Here is a 20,008-nt window from a genome sequence, read left to right as displayed (position 1 = left end):
GTCAACTCCCGTCGAGGGTGCGGAGCAGGAACTCGTAGATGAGCGCGGCGCGGAACGCCGTCTGCGGATTGTCCGCGGCACCGGCATGTCCGCCTTCGATGTTCTCGTAATAGTGCACCGGATGCCCCGCCGCTTCCAGCGCCGCGGTCATCTTGCGGGCGTGGCCGGGGTGGACCCGGTCGTCGCGCGTCGAGGTGGTGATCAACACCGGGGGATACCGGCACTCTGCTGAAATGTTCTGGTACGGAGAGTATTTCGAGATGAACTCCCAGTCGTCCGGATCGTCGGGATTGCCGTACTCGGCGACCCAGGACGCACCGGCCAGCAACAGGTGGAACCGTCGCATGTCCAGCAGTGGGACGCTGCACACCAGCGCCCCGAACAACTCGGGGTATTGCGTCAGCATGATGCCCATGAGCAGACCGCCGTTGCTGCCGCCCTGGGCGGCCAATTGCTCGACGGTCGTGATGCCGCGGTCCACCAGATCCCTGGCCACCGCTGCGAAGTCCTCGGCCACCAGATGACGACCCTCCCGCATCGCCTGGGTGTGCCACGTCGGTCCGTACTCGCCGCCGCCGCGGATGTTGGCCAGCACGTAGGTTCCGCCGCGGGACAACCACAACCGGCCCAGAACCCCGTCGTAGGACGGGGTGCGCGCCACCTCGAAGCCGCCGTAACCGCCCAGCAGAGTGGGGCCGGGGCCCTGCTTGTAGCGATGTCCCACAACAAAATACGGGACCGCGGTGCCGTCGTCGGAGGTGGCGAAGTGCTGTGTGACCTTCAGGTCGGCGGCGTCGAAGAACGACGGGGCCCGCTTGATTTCACGCAGCTCCGCACCGGCCGCGCCGTACAGCAACCGTGACGGAGTGTCGAAACCCGAAGAGTCCAGGAAGATCTCGTCACCCTCCTCGTCGGCGGCGACGATGACGGTGTTGGTGTTCTCCGGCAGCCCGCGCACCGGCTCGGCCGTCCACGAGCCCGGCGTGTAGATCTCGACGCGGCTGGCGACGTCAGCCAGCGTGACCACCACAAGACGGTCCCGGGTCCAGGCGTAGTGGTGCATGCACGTGTGCGCGTCCGGTTCGAACACCGTCGCCAACGCGGCGGTGCCCGCCAGGAACTCCTCGTACGGTGCCGCCAGCAGTGAACCGGCCCGATACAACTCCCGGCCGTACTGCCAATCGCTGCGCAGCTCGATCAGCAACCACTCCCGGTGCAGCGAGATGCCCGCATCGGTGGGAGCGTCGATACGGATGAGCTCCTCGTCGCGCAGCTCGTAGATCTCGTCGTTGAAGAAGTCCAGGGCGCGGGAGATCAGCGTGCGCTCGAAACCCTCGGTGCGGTCCACCGAGGCCGCGACGATGACGTCTTCCGACGCGCCGCTGAACACCAACTCCGCGTCGGCCAGGGGCCGGCCGCGCCGCCAACGACGCACCTCCCGCGGATACCCCGACTCGGTCAGCGTGCCCTCGCCGAAATCGGTGCCGACCAGCAGCGTGTCGTGGTCGGCCCAGGCGACCTGGGACTTGGCTTCGGGCAGCTCGAAACCGTCGGCGACGAACCGCCGCGACTCCATGTCGAACTCGCGGACCACCGCCGCGTCTGAGCCGCCCCGCGACAGACTGACCAGCGCGCGGGAGAAATCCGGTTCGATCACCTGCGCGCCCGCCCACACCCAGTTCACGCCGTCGGCGGCGGCCAGCGCGTCGACGTCGATGATGACGTCCCACTCCGGTTGTTCCTGCAGGTAGCTCTCCAGGGTGGTCCGTCGCCAGACGCCCTTCTGATGGTGGGCGTCGCGCCAGAAGTTGTAGAGGTGGTCACCGCGACGCCGCACGTAGGGGATCCGCGTGTCGGTGTCGAGCACGTCGAGCGCCTCGGCGCGCATCTGCTCGAAACGCTCGCCGGAGAGTTCGGCGACCGTCGGCTCGTTGTGCGCGCGCACCCAGGCCAGGGCGTCGTCACCGGTCACGTCTTCGAGCCACAGGTACGGGTCGTCGGTGTCTGCCACGTCTCCCATTCTGCGCACCGCCGCCGCGGGCCGGGCAACCGGCGGTCGAGGCGGCGCGCCGCCCAGGTAGCAGACCCCGGCGGCGTTATCGTCACAACTGTGATTCCGCTGCCGCGAGCGTCGGCGCTGGCCGGGGTGATGATCGTCGGAGTGGCGATCGGGATGATCGCCGCCATCGCCGCGGCCGTGGAGGTCAGCGCGAGCGTCCGGCCCGACGTCGTCATCGCACTGATCGTCGGGGTGCCGGGAGTCATCGGTCTGATCACCATCCTGTTCTCGCGCCGACGCTGGGTGACCGCGATCGGCGCGATGATCCTGGCGATCGGACCCGGGTGGTTCGGCGCGCTGACCGCGATCCAGGTGGCCACCGGTGTCTGAGGCCAACCGCGACAGCGGCGAGCACACCGAGGCGTTCACCCCGGACTTCACCGGCGCCTTCACCGCCGTAGCCGGTGATCGGCCCGCCGCTGTGTCTGTTGAGCGGCCCGCCGCTGTGTCTGCTGAGCGGCCCGCCGCTGTGCCTGTTGAGCGGCCCGCCGCTGTGTCTGTTGAGCGGCCCGCCGCTGTCGAAATACCGCCGCATCCCGCCCAACCCCTCGCCGTTCCCGGAGTCGCGCAGTACCTGAGCCGTTGGCGCTTCGTGCTCGTGCTGCTCGGTGTCTGGGTGGTGGCCGCGGCGGCCGGTGCCGGCGCCTACTACTGGTGGTTCCACTCGGTCGACAAGACCATGCCGGTGTTCGTGGTGCTGGTGTACGTGGTCGCCGCCACGGTGGGCGGCCTGCTCACCGCGCTGGTGCAGGAGCGACCGGTGGTCGCCGGGCTCGCGATCGGGCTGATGTCGGCACCTCTGGCCTCGGTCGCGGCGGCCGCGGTGCTCTACGGCGGATACGCCTACGGGTGGATCACTCCCTGACCCTTTCCCACCGCCGGCTGCACACTCGGTTCATTCATATGTTCAGATAGACACATGAACCGTCGTGCGGCGCTGGCCTGCGTCGTGAGCGCTGCCGTCGTCACCGCATGTGCAGGGCAACCCGACGAGCAAGCCGCCGACCAGATCGTGCTGGCCGAGAGCTACGAACTCGGTGGCTACAACCCCGTCAACGGTTATTCCGAGTCCGGCGTCTCGCCCATCTACGAAGGTCTCTACCGGCCGAGCGCCACCACCGACACCGTCGTCCCCGACCTGGCACCGGCCCTGGCCGCCGACGCGCCCGAGGCGACGGGCCCCAACCGCTGGCGCGTCCCGCTGCGCACCGGGGTGGTGTTCTCCGACGGCAGCACCTTCGATTCGGCCGACGTCGTCGCCACCTACGCCGCCGTCGCCGATCCGAAGGTGGCCTCGGAGATCTCGACGTCGGTCGATCCCATCGTGTCGTTGACCGCCGACGGACCCGACGCCGTGTCGGTCGAGCTCGACACCGCGGCCGACCCACGGCCGTACCTGCTGCTCGGCATCCTGCCGTCGGAGAAGGTCGAACCCACGCCGGCGGCGGACTGGGCGGTCAACACCGCCCCCGTCGGCACCGGGCCCTACCGGCTGGACACCCTGCGCCCCGATCAGGCCGTACTGGTGGCCCGCGACGACTACTGGGGCGATCCCGCGCAGGTCAAGCGTCTGGTCTACACCTACACGCCCGACGACAACGCCCGCGCACAGAGCATGGTCTCCGGCGCCGTCGACGGCACCACGCTGCCGCCGCGCCTGATCAACTCGCTGGGCGGCGACGACGTCGAAACCGTCGGCGTGCAGTCGGCCGACTGGCGCGGCGTGGCGTTGCCGGCCGGCAATCCGTTCACCGCCGACGTGCGGGCCCGGTTGGCGATGAACCTCGGTGTCGACCGCGACGCGATGGTCCGCGACGTCCTCGTCGGATACGGGCGTCCCGCGAGCACACCGATCGCGCAGGCTTACGGCGCCGCCTACAACCCGGACACGCAGTTCCCTTTCGACCTCGCGCGCGCCACAACCGTTCTCGACGAGGCGGGGTGGCGCATCGGTCCCGGGCAGATCCGCGAAAAAGACGGCGCGCGAGCATCATTCGAGCTTCTCTACAACGCCCAGGACACACTGCGCCGCGACCTGGCCGTCGCCTTCGCCGCGGCCATGAAGCCGCTCGGCATCGACGTGCGCACCCGAGGAACCAGCTGGGACGAGATCGACACCCGCTTCGGTGATTCGGCGGTGCTGCTCGGCGGCGGCTCGACGCCCTACAGCATCGACTCCCAGGTCTACGACACCCTGCACACCCGGGTGCCGGACTCGTCGATCTACTCCAACCCGGGCAACTTCACCGCCCCGGGCCTCGACGATCTGCTCGAGCGGGCCGCCGGGTCGGCATCCGGGCCGGAAAAGGACGCCCTGTACCGCGACGTCCAGGCCACCTACACCGCCGAACCGTCGCAGGTGTTCCTGGTGTTCGTCGACCACGCCTACAGCTGGCGCGACCGAGGCTGGAACCAGACCGCGCCCATCATGGAACCGCACTCACACGGCGTGTCCTGGGGCCCGTGGTGGGACATCGCGCGATGGACACGCTGACCCCCGCCGCCGCGCCCGACCACACGTCGGCGGCCGTCCCCGCACGACCGCTGCGGGCGGCGACACGGCTGCTGGCGGTGCGCACCGCGATCGCGGTCCCGCTGACGGCCGCGATCTCGGCCGGGATCTTCGCCGTCGCGTCACTGTCCCCGTTCGACCCGCTGGCGGCCTACCTCGGCAGCAACTACCAGTTCGCCACCCCGTCCCAGCGCGACGCCATGCGCGAGGCCTACAACACCGACCAGTCGTGGTACTCCGCGTGGTGGCAGTGGGTCGGCGGGCTCGTCCGCGGTGACCTCGGCTGGTCGTCGACACAGTCTCAGCCGGTGGTCACCGTCCTGTCCGAACGCCTGCCGTTCACCCTGGCGCTGTCCGGGGCCGCACTCCTGACCGCGACACTGGTGGCCGTCGTGCTCGGGTGCCTCGCCGGGATGCGCCGCGGCGGACTGCTCGACCGTGCGGCCACCGGACTCTCGGTGGCCTTCGCCGCGGTACCACCGTTCGTGGTGTCGCTGGCGCTGGTGGTCGTCGTCGCCGTCGGGTTGCGCTGGCTGCCCGCTTCCGGAGCAGCCGCTCCCGGGGCGTCGTACACGGTCGAAGGCGTACTGCGCCACGGCATCCTGCCGTGGATCGCGCTGACGGTGTCGATGATTCCGTGGCTGCTGCTGACCACCCGCGCGGCGGTCGTGGCCGGCGTCGAATCCGACGCCGTCCGCGGCGCGCGGTCCCGCGGAGTGCACGGCTGGGCGTTGCTGCGCGGCCACATCGCACCGGTGTCGGTGCTGCCGACCCTGGCCCTGCTCGGCACCCGGCTGCCCGAACTGATCGCCGGCGCCGCGATCGTGGAAACCGTCTTCGGCTGGCCGGGCATGGCCGCGGTACTCGTGGATTCGGCTGCCGCGCTGGACTTTCCGCTGTTGGCCGCGCTGACCGTGGCTGCCGCGGCAGCGGTGCTCGCCGGATCGGCGCTGTCCGATGCGGCCGCGGTCGCCATCGATCCGCGGATCCGGATGGCCGCATGAGTACCCCGACCCTGCACCGCATCCGGCTCCGCCTGAGCTGGCCCTGGCTGGTCCTGGGCGCCATCGCGGTGACCGCGGTGGGCATTCCGCTGTTCGCCGGCGACCAGGTCGCCGACTTCTCCGCGGCGCTGCGCCCACCGAGCGCGGAACACGTTGCCGGAACTGATCATTCGGGCTACGACCTCCTGGTGCGCACCGCCGAAGGGCTGCAGATGTCGCTGCTCATCGCCGCGGTGTGCGCCGTGGCCGCCACCGTGCTCGGCGTGGTGATCGGGGTGGTCGCCGCGCTGGCCGGCGGCTGGCTCGACGCGGTGGTGATGCGGCTGGTCGACGGCGTCAATGCGTTGCCCCACCTGGTGGTGGGAATCGTCATCGCCGCCATGTGGCGCGGTGCCCCGCTGGCGATCATCGCCTCGATCGCGCTGACCCACTGGCCCGCCGTGGCCCGCGTCGTGCGCGCAGAACTGCTCGCCGTCGCCGAGGCAGGCTGGGTGGAGACCTCCCGGCTGGCCGGCGCATCGCACTGGTTCGTCGCGCGCCGTCACCTGGCCCCGGCGGTCACCGCGCAGGCGCTGGTGGCCATGGTCGTGCTGCTGCCGCACGCGGTGTGGCACGAGTCGACGCTGTCGTTCCTCGGGGTGGGACTCTCACCGGACCGCGCCAGCCTCGGCACGCTGCTCAGCGAAGCCCGTGGCGACGTCCTCACCGGCGCCTGGTGGACGCTCGCGTTCCCGGCTGCCGCCCTCATCGCGACAGCGCTCGCCTTCGCGATGGCGGGCGCCTCCATGCGCAACAAGCACCGACCACCGACAGGAGCAGTGTGGTGACCGCCATCTCCACGGACATACTCACCGTGTCCGCACGCCTGACCGGGCTCACCGTCGAGATCGACCTCCGGCGCGGCCGGCACTCGGCCGTCGTACCCGTGCTCGACGACGTGCACCTCGCCGTCCCCGCCGGCCGGGTCACCGCGCTGATCGGCGAATCCGGCTGCGGCAAGTCCCTTGTCGCCTCCGCCCTGTCGGGTCTGTTGCCGCCGGGATCGCGCGCCCGCGGCTGCGTCGAGATCACCGGCCGCGAGGTGCGACTCGGCGACGAACGTGCCTGGCGGGAGCTGCGCGGCCGGCACATCGGCCTCGTACCCCAATCCGCGGCGACGTCATTGACCCCGGTTCGTACCGTCGGTTCGCAACTCGGTGAGGTCTGCGCCCGGCTCGGCGCCGACCGCACCCCGGAGCGACTGTGCGAGTCGGTCGCGCTGCCGGCGTCGACGCTGCACAGATACCCGCACGAGCTGTCCGGCGGGATGGCGCAGCGCGTCGCCATCGCCGCGGCGCTGGCCGGCCGCCCCGCCCTGCTCATCGCCGACGAACCGACTTCCGCGCTGGACCCCGACAACGCCGCGCTGGTGTGGCGGTTACTCGACGACGCGGCCGCTCACGGCGCCGCCGTCCTCGTCATCACCCACGACATGCCGTCCCTGCTGCGCGCGGAGGCATGCGACGACATCGCGGTCATGGCCCGCGGCACCATCGTGACGCAGGGCCCAATTTCCGACGCGCTCGCCAGCGACGACCCGTACCTGCAGGCGCTGCTCGGCGCCGTACCGGTGTGACCGGGATCAGCGCCACCGGCGTCGTCGTCACCCTCGGCGGCCGCACCGTGCTCGACGGCGTCGACCTGACCGCACCGGCAGGCGCCGTCACCGGCGTCACGGGCGTCTCGGGCAGCGGCAAGACCACGCTGCTGCGCGTGCTGGCCGGACTGCAGAAGCCCGACGACGGCGACATCTCCTACGACGGGCGGCCGGCTCGGCCGCCGGGATCGGTCGCGCTGCTCGCCCAACACCCCCGCCTGGTGTGCAACCCGCGGTGGACACTCGGGCAGATCATCGCCGAACCCGCCGCGATCCGCGGCGACCAGCACGTCGCCGTCGACGAGACCGCGCTGCGGGTCGGGCTGGAACCCGAACTGCTGGACCGCTATCCCGGGCAGGTCAGCGACGGTCAGCTGCAGCGCGCCTGCCTCGGACGGGTCCTGACCCAACGCGCGCGCTTCGTGCTCTGCGACGAACCGACCGCGATGCTCGACCCGATCGCCACCGGATCGGTGGCGTCCGTGCTCAGGGATTTCGCCGCAGCCGGATCTGTCGTCGTGCTCGTCAGCCACGACCCGGCACTCATCGCGACCCTCGCCGACGACTCCGTCGCCTTGCCGCGACCATTAGGGTTGAGACCGTGACTCACTATGACGTCGTCGTTCTCGGAGCCGGCCCCGGCGGATATGTCGCAGCCATTCGCGCCGCCCAACTCGGGCTGAACACCGCCATCGTCGAACCCAAGTACTGGGGCGGCGTCTGCCTGAACGTCGGATGCATCCCGTCCAAGGCGCTGCTGCGCAACGCCGAACTCGCCCACATCTTCACCAAACAGGCCAAGACGTTCGGCATCACCGGTGAGGCCAGCTTCGATTACGGCGCCGCGTTCGACCGCAGCCGCAAGGTCGCCGACGGGCGCGTGGCCGGTGTGCACTTCCTGATGAAGAAGAACAAGATCACCGAGATCCACGGGTACGGAAAGTTCACCGGGCCCAACAGCATCGAGGTCGACCTGAACGAAGGCGAGACCGAAACCGTCGAGTTCGACAACGCGATCATCGCGACCGGCGCGAGCACCCGGCTGGTGCCCGGCACGTCACTGAGCGAGAACGTCGTCACCTACGAGAACCAGATCCTGTCGCGTGAGCTGCCCGGCTCGATCATCATCGCCGGCGCCGGTGCCATCGGCATGGAGTTCGCCTACATCATGAAGAACTACGGCGTCGACGTCACGATCGTCGAGTTCCTGCCGCGCGCCCTGCCCAACGAGGACGCCGAGGTCTCCAAGGAGATCGAGAAGCAGTACAAGAAGCTCGGCGTGAAGATCCTGACCGGCACCAAGGTCGAGAAAATCGACGACTCGGGCGGCGAGGTCACCGTCACGGTGTCGAAGGACGGCAAGACCGACGAACTCAAGGCCGACAAGGTGCTGCAGGCCATCGGCTTCGCACCCAACGTCGAAGGTTTCGGCCTGGACAAGGCCGGCGTCGAGCTGACCGAACGCAAGGGCATCGCCGTCGACGACTACATGCGCACCAACGTGGGCCACATCTACGCGATCGGCGACGTCACCGGCAAACTGCAGTTGGCGCACGTGGCCGAAGCCATGGGCGTGGTGGCAGCCGAGACGATCGCCGGCGCCGAGACCCTGGCCCTCGGTGACTACCGGATGATGCCGCGGGCCACGTTCTGCCAGCCGCAGGTCGCCAGCTTCGGTCTGACCGAGGAGCAGGCCAAGGAAGAGGGCTACGACGTCAAAGTCGCCAAGTTCCCGTTCACGGCCAACGGCAAGGCGCACGGCCTGGCCGAGCCCACCGGGTTCGTCAAGCTGATCGCCGACGCCAAATACGGCGAGCTGATCGGCGGGCACCTGATCGGGCCCGACGTGTCCGAGTTGCTGCCGGAGCTGACGCTGGCCCAGAAGTGGGACCTGACCGCAAACGAGCTGGCCCGCAACGTACACACCCACCCGACCCTGTCCGAGGCGCTGCAAGAGTGCTTCCACGGCCTGGTCGGCCACATGATCAACTTCTAGTTGAGAGCCGTCTGGGTCGCCGGTCTCGGCGGGTTGCTGGTCGGCCACATCCTGTGGCTGGCCGCGATCTCCGTGGCCATCGAGACATCGAACGTGTCCACCTGGGTGTTGGTGGTCGCGGCCCTCTCCGTGCTCGTCGGGGTGGCAGCCGGGTTTGCCGGGCGCGCCGCCTGGCAGCGGCACCGGCCCAACTCGCGGGTATGGACGGCGTTCTGGTGGTTGCTGCCAGTGTCGCCGGTGCTGTTGTCGCTGACGGTTCTGGGCGTGACTTATCTGTAGCTGTCCGCGGCCGGGCAACGTGGCGTCGGTGTTTGCTTGACGGTGTTGCCCACTGCTCCCAGAATGAGCCGGTGGGGGAGAGGGCTGTCGGACATCTACTGCTTCAGTGGTGGCGTCAGCGTGACGACTACCAATGGCGTATCGAATTCCTTCGCAGCCGCGGACTCCTGTCGGTCCTGCGCTATCTGATCGCCGGCATCGGCGCGACGATGGGTGCGCTGTCGGTGCTCAACATCTTCCTCACCCCGGGCTTCAAAGGCCCGCTGGCCCAGATCGGCTGGGCCGTGGTGGCCGCCGGCTCGCTGGCCTGGGCCGCCCGCTGGGCGTTCCTGCCGTGGCCCACCCCCAGAGCATCGGCCGTGATGGTGGTGTTCGTCGACATCCTGATGACGTTGTCGGCGCTGCTGTTCGGCGATCCCGTGCTGGCCATGTCAGGCATCCCGATACTGCTGTGCGCAGGCGGCTACGTGGTGTTCTTCCACGGTCCGAGACTGCATCTGGCCCATATCGTCTGGTGCACAGCGTCGGTCGTCGGCATCGCGGTGTGGCTGGCGTCGTCCACACCCGAGCACGGCCTGCAGGTCGCGCTCACCCGTGCCGTCATCGCGCTGCTGGTCACCGTCTGCATCCTGCCCGCGCTGCAGTTCGGCTTCTGGTTGCTGCAGGACAGTTCGATGCAGTCGCTGACCGATCCGTTGACCGAGCTGACCAACCGGCGCGGCCTGGCGCTGTCGGTGAAACGGCTCAACGCCGGCGCGCTCGCCCACACGGATCTGTGTGCGCTGGTGATCGACATCGACGGGTTCAAGGCGGTCAACGACACGCACGGGCACGCAATCGGTGACGACGTGCTGATCCGGACGGCACGGCGGATCCGCGCGGCTGTGCACGACGACGCCGTGGTGGTGCGGTGGGGCGGCGAGGAGTTCCTCGTGGTCGAGCGCATGTTGGCATCGCGCGCCGAGGCGCTCGCGGAGCGGATCTGTCGAGCCGTCTCGGCGGCGGCCGGCGATCCGCGCGTCACGGTGAGCATCGGATTGGCCTGTGCCCGTGCCGACGCCGATCTCGACGACGTCATCGCCGCCGCGGACTCCGCGATGTACGAGGCGAAGGCACGCGGCGGGGACTGCGTCGTCGTCGCGAGCGCGGTGCGTTAGCCCTGCTGCCGCTGCTTTCCGGTCCCGCTCGGACGCTGTAGGTACGGCGCCAGGAAAGCGAGCACGTCGTCGGCCTTCGCGAACCCGCCCAGGTGGCTCTCGTCGGGCATCAGCAGCAGATCGACATCGGGCAGATGTTCGGCCGCGGCCTGCGCGTCGGCCAGCGAGATGATCGAGTCGGCGTCACCGTGCCACCACCGGACCGGCACCCCGACTTCGGCCAGGCGGAAACCCCAGTCGCGGCCGAACAACCGCGCGTCGTCGAGCAGCGCCTGGAAGCCGCCGTGGGCCACCCGGACGATGTCGTCGATGAACATCGCCTCGATCTCGGGATTGGCGAACACCTTCTTGTCGCCGTCGGGCATCGCGGCCGCCAGGCCGGAGTAGGCCAGGTGGGCCAGCGGGATCACCGGGGTCAGCATCGCGGCGGTCACCGCGGCGAAGGGCCGGCGCAAGGCCGACGTCACCGCGGACATGCGACGGGCCAGCGCGATCGCGCCGCTGCACGTGGCGTCCGGCCCCACCGACGGGGTCACCCCGCCCAGGACGGCGGCGGCGACGACGCGGTCCCGCAGCGCGGGCATCGCCGCGCACGCCAGCGCGTACGGCCCGCCGCCGGACAATCCGACGACGGCGAGCTTGTCGGCGCCGAGCAGGTCGGCCACGTGCGCCATGTCGGTCGCCCAGTCACCGATCTGCGCGTACCGGTGTCGGTCGCTCAATCCGGCGCCGGCCCGCTCGACCAGCACGACACGCAACCCGAGCGCTTCGGCGGCGCGCCGCCCGACGATCGGCAGCTGGCGGCGCCCACCCGGTGTGCCGTGGAACCACAGCACGACCTGCCCGTTCGGGTCGCCGAACTCGGCGTAGCCGAGACGCCGGCCGTCGGGCAGGAAGAAGCAACCCTCGGCGCGCGGAGGTTCGGAACGGGGGACGCCCGGCGGGTGACGCCACGGATTCGCGGGAAGCATGCTCGGATCGTAGCCGTGACGTGGGTCACCCCGGACCGCTACGTCACGTCTGTGTCACCTCCACGCCACGCGGGCGTCCCGGGGCGGTCAGTCCGGGAAGTCCAGCGGAACGCCGAGTGTGGTGATGGTCGCCGCCAGACCGTCGTATTGCGCTGCCAGTAAACAGAATTCGATCAGCTGCGTAGTGCTGAGGTGCTTCGAGAGCGTTTGCCACGTCTCGGCGGACACGCCGCGGGTCACGACGAACTCGTCGGTCGCGGTGATCAGTGCCCGTTCCCGGTCGGACAGGCCGTCGGAGTCCGGTCCCGCGAAGATGCGGGCCTGTGTCTCGGCGTCCAGGCCGCGGCTGCGCGCCAACCGTCGATGCTGCTGCAGCTCGTACTCGCACCCGCGCAGATGGCCCACCCGCAGGATCACCGTCTCGGCGTCGCGGCGCGACAGCTTGCCGGCGTAGAGCAGGTAGCCCGACAGCGGCAGCCACGCCCAGAACAACAACCGGTGCCGACCCAGCACGTTGAACAGGCTGAACCGCGGCGCGCGGATGCCGCGGGCGCCGAGCTTGGCGGCCACCCAGTTGATCGGTCCGAGTTCTTTGAACCCGCCGGGTGTGATGCGCGCGGGCTGAGTCATGAGGGCCTCACCAGGTAGGGCGACACCGTCGAGCGGTGTTCGTCGATGTCGAGTGCGCGACCGAGCGCCGGAAACGCGCGCTGTGGGCAGTTGTCCCGTTCGCAGACGCGGCAGCCCGCGCCGATCGGAGTGGCCCGCACATTGGAGTCACTTCGCAGGTCCAGGCCTTCCGAATACACGAGCCGGTGCGCGTGCCGCAGTTCGCAGCCGACGCCGATCGCGAACGTCTTACCCGGCTGACCATAGCGCGCGGCGCGGCGCTCCACGGTGCGCGCCACCCACATGTAGCTGCGGCCGTCGGGCATCTCGGCGATCTGCACCAGGATCTTTCCGGGGTTGCCGAACGTTTCGTAGACGTTCCACAGCGGGCACGTCCCACCGCTCGAGGAGAAGTGAAAGCCGGTGGCGGACTGGCGTTTCGACATGTTCCCGGCCCGGTCGACCCGCACGAACGAGAACGGCACCCCGCGCATGGAAGGCCGCTGCAACGTCGACAGGCGGTGGCAGATGGTCTCGTAGCTGGCCGAGTAGTACGCCGAGAGACGTTCGATGTCGTAGCGGAATCTCTCGGCCACCTCGTGGAACTGCGCGTACGGCAGCACCGTCGCCGCCGCGAAGTAGTTGGCCAGACCCATCCGCGCCAACTTGCGGGATTCCTCGCTGGTGAACTTGCCGTCCTCGACGAGCTTGTCGATGAGGTCGCCGTACTCCAGTTGCGCCAGCTCGGCGGCCATCCGGAACACGCGCTGGCCCGGGGCCAGCTGCGCGTTGAGATGCAATGTCTTCGACTCGGTGTCGTAGCGGTGCAGCACGCTGTCGCCCAGGTCGTGGCGTCGGATCGACACCCCGTGCACGAAGCGCAGCCGGTCGGACAGGTCGCCGGCCAGCTCGCCGCGCTGGATGCGCATGCCCGAGGTCAATTCCTCGGCGGCCGTGTCCAACTCGTGCAGGTAGTTCTGGCGCTCGTAGAAGTAGTCGCGGACTTCCTCGTGCGGCATCGTGATCGAGCCTGAGCCCGAACCGCTTCCGCTGTTGAAGCGGCCCTCGGTGGCGGCGGCCAACTGGGTGGTGGTCAACTGGTAGCGGCGATGCAGGTTGACCATCGCACGCGCCAGCGTCGGATGCGCTGCGACCATCTCGGCCACCTCGGCGGGGTCGACGTCGATGCCGAGGTCCCGGTCGAGCAGCACCTCGCGCAACTCGGCGATCAGCCGGGTGTCGTCCTGCGACGCGAAGAACGTGGCGTCGACGCCGAATACCTCGGTGATGCGCAGCAACACCGCCACGGTCAGCGGGCGGACGTCGTGCTCGATCTGGTTGAGGTAGCTCGGTGAGATCTCGAGCATCTGGGCCAACGCCGCCTGACTGAACCCCCGCTCACTGCGCAATTGACGCAGGCGCGCACCGACGAACGTCTTGGCCACCAAGCCACAATAGCTGCGCTGCGAAGAACAAATTCGCAAAGTTGGGAAGCCTGGTTGTTGTGGCAGTATCGGATTTCGTGAGCTTGGCCAAAACACTGATGCCGGTGCCCGACCCGCACCCCGACGTCTTCGACGTGCAGTGGCCGCTGCGGGTCGCCGACGTGGACAGGGAAGGCCGGCTCAAGTTCGACGCCGCGACCCGGCACATCCAGGACATCGGCACTGATCAGCTGCGTGAGATGGGCTACGAGGAGACCCATCCGCTGTGGATCGTGCGCCGCACGATGATCGACATGATCGAGCCCATCATGTTCAAGGACATCCTGAGGCTGCGCCGCTGGTGTTCGGGCACGTCGAACCGGTGGTGCGAGATGCGGGTGCGCATAGATGGACGCAAGGGCGGCCTGGTCGAATCCGAGGCGTTCTGGATCAACATCAACCGCGAGACGCAGGGACCCGCGCGCATCTCCGACGACTTCATCGAAGGGCTGCGTCGCACCACCAGTGAGGGCCGGCTGCGCTGGAGGCCGTACCTGAAGGCGGGCGCCCGCGAGGACGCCGAGCACATCCGCGACTTCCCGGTCCGCGTCAGCGACATCGACATCTTCGACCACATGAACAACTCGGTGTACTGGAGCGTGGTGGAGGACTACCTGCAGTCCCGTCCCGACCTGATGGGGGCGCCGCTGCGCGTGACCATCGAGCACGACCTGCCGGTGGCCCTCGGCGACAAACTGGAGATCCTCCGGCACGTCCATCCGGCCGGTTCGACCGATCAGTTCGGCCCGGAACTGACCGACCGCAGTGTTACAACGCTCACATATGTCGTCGGTGAGGAGACGAAAGCGGTCGCGGCGATCTTCCCTCTCTGACACCCCGGGTTTAACAGTACGGGCGTACTGACCTGCAAAGATTCGCTACCAATCGGTAACTTCTGAACCGGTTCAGGTTCTTGCTGCTTCGCAAAATTTGCAAACCTGTGATTGTCGTTGGCGAAAGTTCACAAGCGAAAGTGGTGGACCTGCGGTTATGGCATGAGGCATCCTCGATTCAGCACCCCCAGCCTTCGGGCTGGAGCCTTAACAAAGCTGCGGCTTCGCACGCCGCCGCAATTTGCAACACGAAGGAGCAGCCCAATGTCGACCGTTGGCACGCCGAAGAGCCCGGAACAGATCCAGCACGATTGGGACCACAATCCCCGCTGGAAGGGCGTCACCCGCACCTACACCCCGGCCGACGTCGTCGCGCTGCAGGGCACCGTCGTCGAGGAGCACACCCTGGCTCGCCGCGGCGCCGAGGTGCTGTGGGATCAGCTCCACGACATGGACTTCGTCAACGCCCTGGGCGCCCTGACCGGCAACATGGCCGTGCAGCAGGTCCGTGCCGGGCTGAAGGCCATCTACCTGTCCGGTTGGCAGGTCGCCGGTGATGCGAACCTGTCCGGCCACACCTACCCGGACCAGAGCCTCTACCCGGCCAACTCGGTGCCCCAGGTGGTGCGCCGCATCAACAACGCGCTGCTGCGCGCCGACGAGATCGCCAAGGTCGAAGGCGACCGCTCGGTGGAGAACTGGCTGGCCCCGATCGTGGCCGACGGTGAGGCCGGCTTCGGTGGCGCGCTGAACGTCTACGAGCTGCAGAAGGCGATGATCGCCGCCGGTGTCGCCGGGTCGCACTGGGAGGACCAGCTGGCCTCGGAGAAGAAGTGCGGCCACCTCGGTGGCAAGGTGCTGATCCCGACCCAGCAGCACATCCGCACCCTGACCTCGGCCCGCCTCGCCGCCGACGTGGCCGACGTGCCGACCGTCGTCATCGCCCGCACCGACGCCGAGGCCGCCACGCTGATCACCTCCGACGTCGACGAGCGTGACCGTCCGTTCATCACCGGTGAGCGCACCGCCGAGGGCTTCTACCGGGTCAAGAACGGCCTGGAGCCGTGCATCGCCCGCGCCAAGGCCTACGCACCGTTCGCCGACCTGATCTGGATGGAGACCGGCACGCCGGACCTCGAGCTCGCCAAGAAGTTCGCCGAGGGCGTCAAGAGCGAGTTCCCGGACCAGATGCTGGCCTACAACTGCTCGCCGTCGTTCAACTGGAAGAAGCACCTCGACGACGCGACGATCGCGAAGTTCCAGAAGGAGCTCGGCGCGATGGGCTTCAAGTTCCAGTTCATCACGCTGGCCGGCTTCCACGCGCTCAACTACTCGATGTTCGACCTGGCCCACGGCTACGCCCGCAACCAGATGAGCGCCTACGTCGAGCTGCAGGAGCGCGAGTTCGCCGCCGAGGAGCGCGGCTACACCGCCACGCGCCACCAGCGCGAGGTCGGCGCCGGCTACTTCGACCGCATCGCCACCACCGTGGACCCGACCTCGTCGACGACTGCGCTGAGCGGTTCCACCGAAGAGGGCCAGTTCCACTGAGCTTGCGAAGAGGAACCATCGGCGTGAGCCACTAAACCCTGCCGAGCAGACGCAAACTCGCACGATCGGACTCCCGAGAGTGCGAGTTTGTGTCTGTTCGCGTCTTTAGGAGAAAGTGTCAGCGTGAGCATCGAACGGGTGGGTATCGAGCGGGTCGGCATTGTCGGCGCCGGACAGATGGGCAGCGGCATCGCAGAAGTCTGCGCCAAATCCGGCGCGAACGTCGTCGTCTACGAACCCAGCGAGGCGCTGGTCAACGCGGGTCGCGACCGCATCACCGCGTCGCTGGAGCGGGCCACCAGCAAGGGCAAACTCTCCGAGGCCGACCGCGACGCCGCGCTGGGCCGGCTGACGTTCACCACCACGATGTCCGATCTCGCCGACCGGCAACTCGTCATCGAGGCGATCATCGAGGACGAGGCCGTCAAGGCCAAGGTGTTCGCCGAGCTCGACGCCACCGTCACCGACCCGGACGCCGTGCTCGCCTCGAACACATCGAGCATCCCGATCATGAAAATCGCTGCGGCGACCAAGAACCCCAGCCGTGTGCTGGGACTTCACTTCTTCAACCCGGTACCCGTGCTGCCGCTGGTCGAGCTGATCAACACCCTGGTGACCTCCGATGAGGCGATCGCGCGCGTCGAGCAGTTCGCCGGCGAGGTGCTGGGCAAGAAGGTGGTGCGCTGCGGCGACCGCTCCGGTTTCATCGTCAACGCGCTGCTGGTGCCCTATCTGCTCGCGGCGATCCGGATGGCCGAGGCCGGCGTGGCCAGTGTCGAGGACATCGACACCGCGGTGGTCGCCGGGTTGTCGCATCCCATGGGCCCGCTGCGGCTCTCGGATCTCATCGGGCTGGACACCATGAAGCTGATCGCCGACTCGATGTACGACGAGTACCGCGACCCGAACTACGCGCCCCCGCCCCTGCTGCAGCGCATGGTGGAGGCCGGTCAGCTCGGCAAGAAGACCGGCAAGGGCTTCTACACCTACTGAACTGCCGGCGGCCCACGGGAACTCGGCCGCCCCCCGCGGCACCCGCAAATCCGGATGCCGTCGCACGGCGTGCACCGCCATCCCTTCGAAAGTGCGCCGCGTGCGCACGCGACTTCGCGAAACGCCCGGCTACAACGCCGTTGTCGCGGTGTGCGAGCAATAGTCTGAGCGGCGGGTCGCGTGGCACGAGGGGGACGTTGTGGCGAAGGCACGATGGCGTGGGCTGATCACCGTCGTCTGGATGGTGGCGGCGATGGTCACCGCGGTCGGGTTGGCCGGACCCGCAGGAGCGCAACCGCAGACGGTCCGGGTCGCGGTAGAACCCGTGGCCCCGTTCGTGCTCGAGCGCGACGGCGTGTGGACCGGTTTCACCGTGGAGGTCTGGGACGCCATCGCGGATCGGCAGGGCTGGACAACCGAGTGGATCGAGGTGCCGTCGCTGGCCGACGAGCTGGCCGCCCTCGCGGCCGGGCAGGCCGATGTGGCGGCCGGGGGGATCTCGGTGACCGCCGAGCGGCGAGAGGATTTCGACTTCTCCCAACCCATTCTGGACGCGGGCATGCAGATCCTCGTGCCGGTTCTGGACCCGGTGCCGTCCTCGCCGGGACTTCGGGAATTCCTTCAGCTGGTGTTCTCCGGGACCATGGTCGCGTGGCTGGGTGCGGCCCTTGTCATCACGATCCTGCCGGCGCATCTGCTCTGGCTGATCGAGCGCAGGCACGCGGAGCCGGCGGTCTCGCGGGCGTACTTTCCCGGCATCATCCAGGCATTCGGTTGGGGTCTCGGCGGACTCGCGGCCGCGGGGGACACCTCGCCCCGGCACTGGATCGCCCGGGCGATGAGCCTCGCGTGGGCATTTGTCGGCATCATCTTCGTGGCGTTCTACACCGCCAATCTGACCGCGGCACTGACCGTCGAGAAGCTCGACGCACAGATCAAAGGTCCCGGCGACCTGTACGGCAAATCGGTGTGCACCGTCGAGCAGACCACGTCGTCGACGTATCTGAACCGCCTCGGCGTGGAACCGGTGTTGCGGCCGGCGGTGGACGATTGTTACGACGGGTTACGCGAGGACCAGTTCGATGCGGTGGTCTTCGACGCCCCGGTTCTGCGGCACTACGTGGCGCACGCCGGAAACGGTGTCGCCGGCGTGACGGGTCCGGTGTTCCACGAGGAGGACTACGCGTTCGCGTTGCCGCTCGGCAGTCCGCTGCGCGGCCCGATCGACCAGGCGCTGCTGGAGATTCGCGAAGACGGTACTTACGACCTGATCAAGGAGAAGTGGTTCGGTGACGATCAGGACTCCGAGGTCGGCGATGCCAAGTGAGCCGAGAAGCTAGGCCGAGGCCAACCGCTTCTTCTCCGCCTCGACGTCGAAATTCGGAGCAGGCCAGGACAGGTTGAGCCGCTTGAGCTCCTCGATCAGCAGCTCGGTGATGGCCAACCGGCTGTACCACTTCCGGTTGCACGGCACGATGTGCCAGGGCGCGTAATCGGTGGACGTACGGTCCAGCATCACCTGGTAGGCGTCTTGGTAGGCAGGCCATTTCAACCGTTCGTCGATATCACCCGGGTTGTACTTCCAGTATTTGTCCGGGCGTTCCAGCCGCTCCGCCAGGCGGCGCTTCTGCTCGTCGAGCGAGACGAACATCGCCACCTTCACCAATGTTGTTCCGGCATCGACGAGTTCACGTTCGAAAGCATTGATCTCGTCGTACCGGGGCTCCCACACATCGGGCGGCACCAGGTTGTGCACCCGCACGATCAACACGTCTTCGTAGTGTGAGCGGTCGAAGACGCCGATCTGCCCGGCGGTCGGCAGCGCCTTGCGGATGCGCCACAGATAGTGGTGTGAAAGTTCTTCGGGCGTGGGCTTTCCGAAGCTGCGGTAGTGGATGCCCTGTGGATTCGCCGCGCCCATCACGTGTTTGACGATGCCGCCCTTGCCGGCGGTGTCCATGCCCTGCAGGACGAGCAGCACCGAGCGCATGTCGCCGGCACGGCTGTTGGCGTAGAGCTTCTCCTGCAGCTCGGCGAGCCGGATGTTGCGTTCGGCCTGCAGGGTCGGCGCGTCGGTCTTCTTGCCGACGAAGCCGGGCGTGGCGTCGGCGTCGATGTCGGCAACCTTGTCGCCGGGGCGGAACTTCAGCTCGGTGTGCGGCTGGTGAGTCCACAGGGACGGCAGGTCGGGAGCGTCGCTCATCCGTCCAGTGAAGCAGGCAGGATCGGCGACGGATGCGGGCTCTGCCGAAACCGCTCCAGCGATCCGTTGACTTCCACGATCCCGCACAGCGCGCTCCACGACAGCATCGTCAGGTAGTCGATCAGCTCGTCGGCGCTCATCCGGGGATGCGACATCCAGGAGTGCGTGGCCAGTTGCACGCCGCCGACGATGTGGTAGGCCCACGGCTCGACGCCGCCGGTGTCCATGCCCACCGCCACCATGCGTCGACGCAGCATCACGGCGAGCATCCGCGCGATGATCTGTTCGGAGTCGGCGACGGCCTTGCTCTTGCTGGCCGAGTTGTTGGCCATGACGAACCGGTACGGCTCGGGCTCGGCGGCGACGGTTTCGACGTACACGCGGATGATTTCGCGGGTGAGTTCGTAGCCGTCGAGGTTCGACGACAGTGCCCCGGCCATGTTGGGGATCAGGGTGGTCTGCGCGAACCGCATCATCACCGCGGTGGTGAGGTCGTTCTTGTCGACGAAGTAGCGGTACAACACTGTCTTCGAGACACCGATCTCGGCGGCGATCTCGTCCATGCTGACGTTGCTGCCGAGGTGGCGGATGGCCTCGAGGGTGCCGTCCACCAACTCGTTTCGACGCTCGACTTTGTGCCGGTGCCAGCGTCGCTTGCGCCCGTCCGTCTTGACCGCCACTGGCGGCGGTGATGTTTGTGCCACGTCGCGCTGATCCGTTC

20 protein-coding genes are annotated in these 20,008 nt (G+C 68.3%); 14 read left to right on the top strand and 6 right to left on the bottom strand.

Annotation, left to right across the window (positions count from 1 at the left end; genetic code table 11):
* Position 1 precedes the first annotated feature (1 nt).
* Positions 2 to 2,077 (bottom strand): prolyl oligopeptidase family serine peptidase, encoded by a 2,076-nt coding sequence (locus ACQI46_RS03120; RefSeq protein WP_427092792.1) that lies wholly within the window; start codon positions 2,075 to 2,077, stop codon positions 2 to 4.
* Between the two features lie 33 nt (positions 2,078 to 2,110).
* On the opposite strand from ACQI46_RS03120, the gene ACQI46_RS03115 reads away from it, so the two are divergent.
* The 10 genes from ACQI46_RS03115 (at position 2,111) to ACQI46_RS03070 (ending at position 10,643) form a co-directional block, all read left to right on the top strand.
* Complete coding sequence (locus ACQI46_RS03115) at positions 2,111 to 2,389, top strand: putative holin (RefSeq protein WP_427092791.1); 279 nt, start codon at positions 2,111 to 2,113, stop codon at positions 2,387 to 2,389.
* Positions 2,382 to 2,924: a hypothetical protein gene (locus ACQI46_RS03110; RefSeq protein ID WP_427092459.1), complete on the top strand. Its 543-nt coding sequence runs from the start codon at positions 2,382 to 2,384 to the stop codon at positions 2,922 to 2,924. The genes ACQI46_RS03115 and ACQI46_RS03110 overlap by 8 nt, the downstream gene beginning before the upstream one ends.
* A gap of 54 nt (positions 2,925 to 2,978) precedes the next feature.
* Complete coding sequence (locus ACQI46_RS03105; protein ID WP_427092458.1) at positions 2,979 to 4,553, top strand: ABC transporter substrate-binding protein; 1,575 nt, start codon at positions 2,979 to 2,981, stop codon at positions 4,551 to 4,553.
* Positions 4,541 to 5,575, top strand: coding sequence for an ABC transporter permease (locus tag ACQI46_RS03100; RefSeq protein ID WP_427092457.1), 1,035 nt, complete (start codon positions 4,541 to 4,543; stop codon positions 5,573 to 5,575). Before ACQI46_RS03105 ends, ACQI46_RS03100 begins: the two co-directional genes overlap by 13 nt.
* A complete protein-coding gene (locus ACQI46_RS03095) occupies positions 5,572 to 6,402 on the top strand; it encodes an ABC transporter permease (protein WP_427092456.1) in 831 nt (276 codons plus the stop codon). The genes ACQI46_RS03100 and ACQI46_RS03095 overlap by 4 nt, the downstream gene beginning before the upstream one ends.
* Positions 6,399 to 7,190, top strand: coding sequence for an ATP-binding cassette domain-containing protein (locus ACQI46_RS03090; RefSeq protein WP_427092455.1), 792 nt, complete (start codon positions 6,399 to 6,401; stop codon positions 7,188 to 7,190). The genes ACQI46_RS03095 and ACQI46_RS03090 overlap by 4 nt, the downstream gene beginning before the upstream one ends.
* On the top strand, positions 7,187 to 7,816 hold the full coding sequence (locus ACQI46_RS03085) for an ABC transporter ATP-binding protein (RefSeq protein ID WP_427092454.1): 630 nt from the start codon (positions 7,187 to 7,189) through the stop codon (positions 7,814 to 7,816). Before ACQI46_RS03090 ends, ACQI46_RS03085 begins: the two co-directional genes overlap by 4 nt.
* Positions 7,813 to 9,207 (top strand): dihydrolipoyl dehydrogenase, encoded by a 1,395-nt coding sequence (lpdA, locus tag ACQI46_RS03080; RefSeq protein ID WP_427092453.1) that lies wholly within the window; start codon positions 7,813 to 7,815, stop codon positions 9,205 to 9,207. Before ACQI46_RS03085 ends, lpdA begins: the two co-directional genes overlap by 4 nt.
* A complete protein-coding gene (locus ACQI46_RS03075; RefSeq protein WP_427092452.1) occupies positions 9,208 to 9,486 on the top strand; it encodes a hypothetical protein in 279 nt (92 codons plus the stop codon).
* 71 nt (positions 9,487 to 9,557) lie between these two features.
* On the top strand, positions 9,558 to 10,643 hold the full coding sequence (locus ACQI46_RS03070) for a diguanylate cyclase domain-containing protein (RefSeq protein ID WP_427092451.1): 1,086 nt from the start codon (positions 9,558 to 9,560) through the stop codon (positions 10,641 to 10,643).
* On the opposite strand, the gene ACQI46_RS03065 is transcribed toward ACQI46_RS03070, so the two are convergent.
* The 3 genes from ACQI46_RS03065 to ramB all read right to left on the bottom strand — a co-directional run bounded on the left by ACQI46_RS03065 (position 10,640) and on the right by ramB (position 13,668).
* Positions 10,640 to 11,614 carry an alpha/beta fold hydrolase gene (locus tag ACQI46_RS03065; protein ID WP_427092450.1) on the bottom strand — a complete coding sequence of 325 codons (975 nt, stop codon included), beginning with the start codon at positions 11,612 to 11,614 and terminating at the stop codon, positions 10,640 to 10,642. The two genes, ACQI46_RS03070 and ACQI46_RS03065, sit on opposite strands and share 4 nt — an antisense overlap.
* Positions 11,615 to 11,701: 87 nt before the next feature.
* A complete protein-coding gene (locus ACQI46_RS03060; protein WP_427092449.1) occupies positions 11,702 to 12,244 on the bottom strand; it encodes a carboxymuconolactone decarboxylase family protein in 543 nt (180 codons plus the stop codon).
* Entirely contained in the window at positions 12,241 to 13,668 is a 1,428-nt protein-coding gene (gene ramB, locus ACQI46_RS03055) for an acetate metabolism transcriptional regulator RamB (protein WP_427092448.1), read from the bottom strand. Before ramB ends, ACQI46_RS03060 begins: the two co-directional genes overlap by 4 nt.
* 77 nt (positions 13,669 to 13,745) lie before the next feature.
* Between ramB and ACQI46_RS03050 the strand changes: the two genes are divergently transcribed.
* The 4 genes from ACQI46_RS03050 (at position 13,746) to ACQI46_RS03035 (ending at position 18,411) form a co-directional block, all read left to right on the top strand.
* A complete protein-coding gene (locus ACQI46_RS03050; RefSeq protein ID WP_427092447.1) occupies positions 13,746 to 14,540 on the top strand; it encodes an acyl-ACP thioesterase domain-containing protein in 795 nt (264 codons plus the stop codon).
* A gap of 264 nt (positions 14,541 to 14,804) precedes the next feature.
* On the top strand, positions 14,805 to 16,091 hold the full coding sequence (gene aceA, locus ACQI46_RS03045) for an isocitrate lyase (RefSeq protein WP_427092446.1): 1,287 nt from the start codon (positions 14,805 to 14,807) through the stop codon (positions 16,089 to 16,091).
* Between the two features lie 138 nt (positions 16,092 to 16,229).
* The gene (locus ACQI46_RS03040) at positions 16,230 to 17,084 is read left to right on the top strand and encodes a 3-hydroxybutyryl-CoA dehydrogenase (RefSeq protein WP_427092790.1); all 855 of its coding nucleotides are present in this window, start codon (positions 16,230 to 16,232) and stop codon (positions 17,082 to 17,084) included.
* Between the two features lie 199 nt (positions 17,085 to 17,283).
* Positions 17,284 to 18,411 carry a transporter substrate-binding domain-containing protein gene (locus tag ACQI46_RS03035; protein ID WP_427092445.1) on the top strand — a complete coding sequence of 376 codons (1,128 nt, stop codon included), beginning with the start codon at positions 17,284 to 17,286 and terminating at the stop codon, positions 18,409 to 18,411.
* A 9-nt stretch (positions 18,412 to 18,420) separates the two neighbouring features.
* Here ACQI46_RS03035 and ACQI46_RS03030 read toward each other — a convergent pair whose 3' ends face one another.
* Together ACQI46_RS03030 and ACQI46_RS03025 are read right to left on the bottom strand one after the other, a co-directional pair.
* Positions 18,421 to 19,287 carry a polyphosphate kinase 2 family protein gene (locus ACQI46_RS03030; RefSeq protein WP_427092444.1) on the bottom strand — a complete coding sequence of 289 codons (867 nt, stop codon included), beginning with the start codon at positions 19,285 to 19,287 and terminating at the stop codon, positions 18,421 to 18,423.
* Complete coding sequence (locus tag ACQI46_RS03025) at positions 19,284 to 19,991, bottom strand: TetR/AcrR family transcriptional regulator (RefSeq protein WP_427092443.1); 708 nt, start codon at positions 19,989 to 19,991, stop codon at positions 19,284 to 19,286. The genes ACQI46_RS03030 and ACQI46_RS03025 overlap by 4 nt, the downstream gene beginning before the upstream one ends.
* Positions 19,992 to 20,008: the final 17 nt, after the last annotated feature.

Origin of the sequence: Mycobacterium sp. SMC-4 (assembly GCF_050205565.1) — a bacterium.
In the GTDB taxonomy this organism is placed as follows: Bacteria; Actinomycetota; Actinomycetes; order Mycobacteriales; family Mycobacteriaceae; genus Mycobacterium.
The sequence above is the reverse complement of the archived record's forward strand: the minus strand, read 5'-3'. Positions and strand labels throughout refer to the sequence as shown.

Coding starts and splice junctions, on each gene's coding strand:
- ACQI46_RS03095 (WP_427092456.1), top strand. CDS start 5,572: ATGAGTACCCCGACCCTGCACCGCATCCGGCTCCGCCTGAGCTGGCCC.
- ACQI46_RS03105 (WP_427092458.1), top strand. CDS start 2,979: ATGAACCGTCGTGCGGCGCTGGCCTGCGTCGTGAGCGCTGCCGTCGTC.
- ACQI46_RS03100 (WP_427092457.1), top strand. CDS start 4,541: ATGGACACGCTGACCCCCGCCGCCGCGCCCGACCACACGTCGGCGGCC.
- ACQI46_RS03030 (WP_427092444.1), bottom strand. CDS start 19,287: ATGAGCGACGCTCCCGACCTGCCGTCCCTGTGGACTCACCAGCCGCAC.
- aceA (WP_427092446.1), top strand. CDS start 14,805: ATGTCGACCGTTGGCACGCCGAAGAGCCCGGAACAGATCCAGCACGAT.
- ACQI46_RS03060 (WP_427092449.1), bottom strand. CDS start 12,244: ATGACTCAGCCCGCGCGCATCACACCCGGCGGGTTCAAAGAACTCGGA.
- ACQI46_RS03065 (WP_427092450.1), bottom strand. CDS start 11,614: ATGCTTCCCGCGAATCCGTGGCGTCACCCGCCGGGCGTCCCCCGTTCC.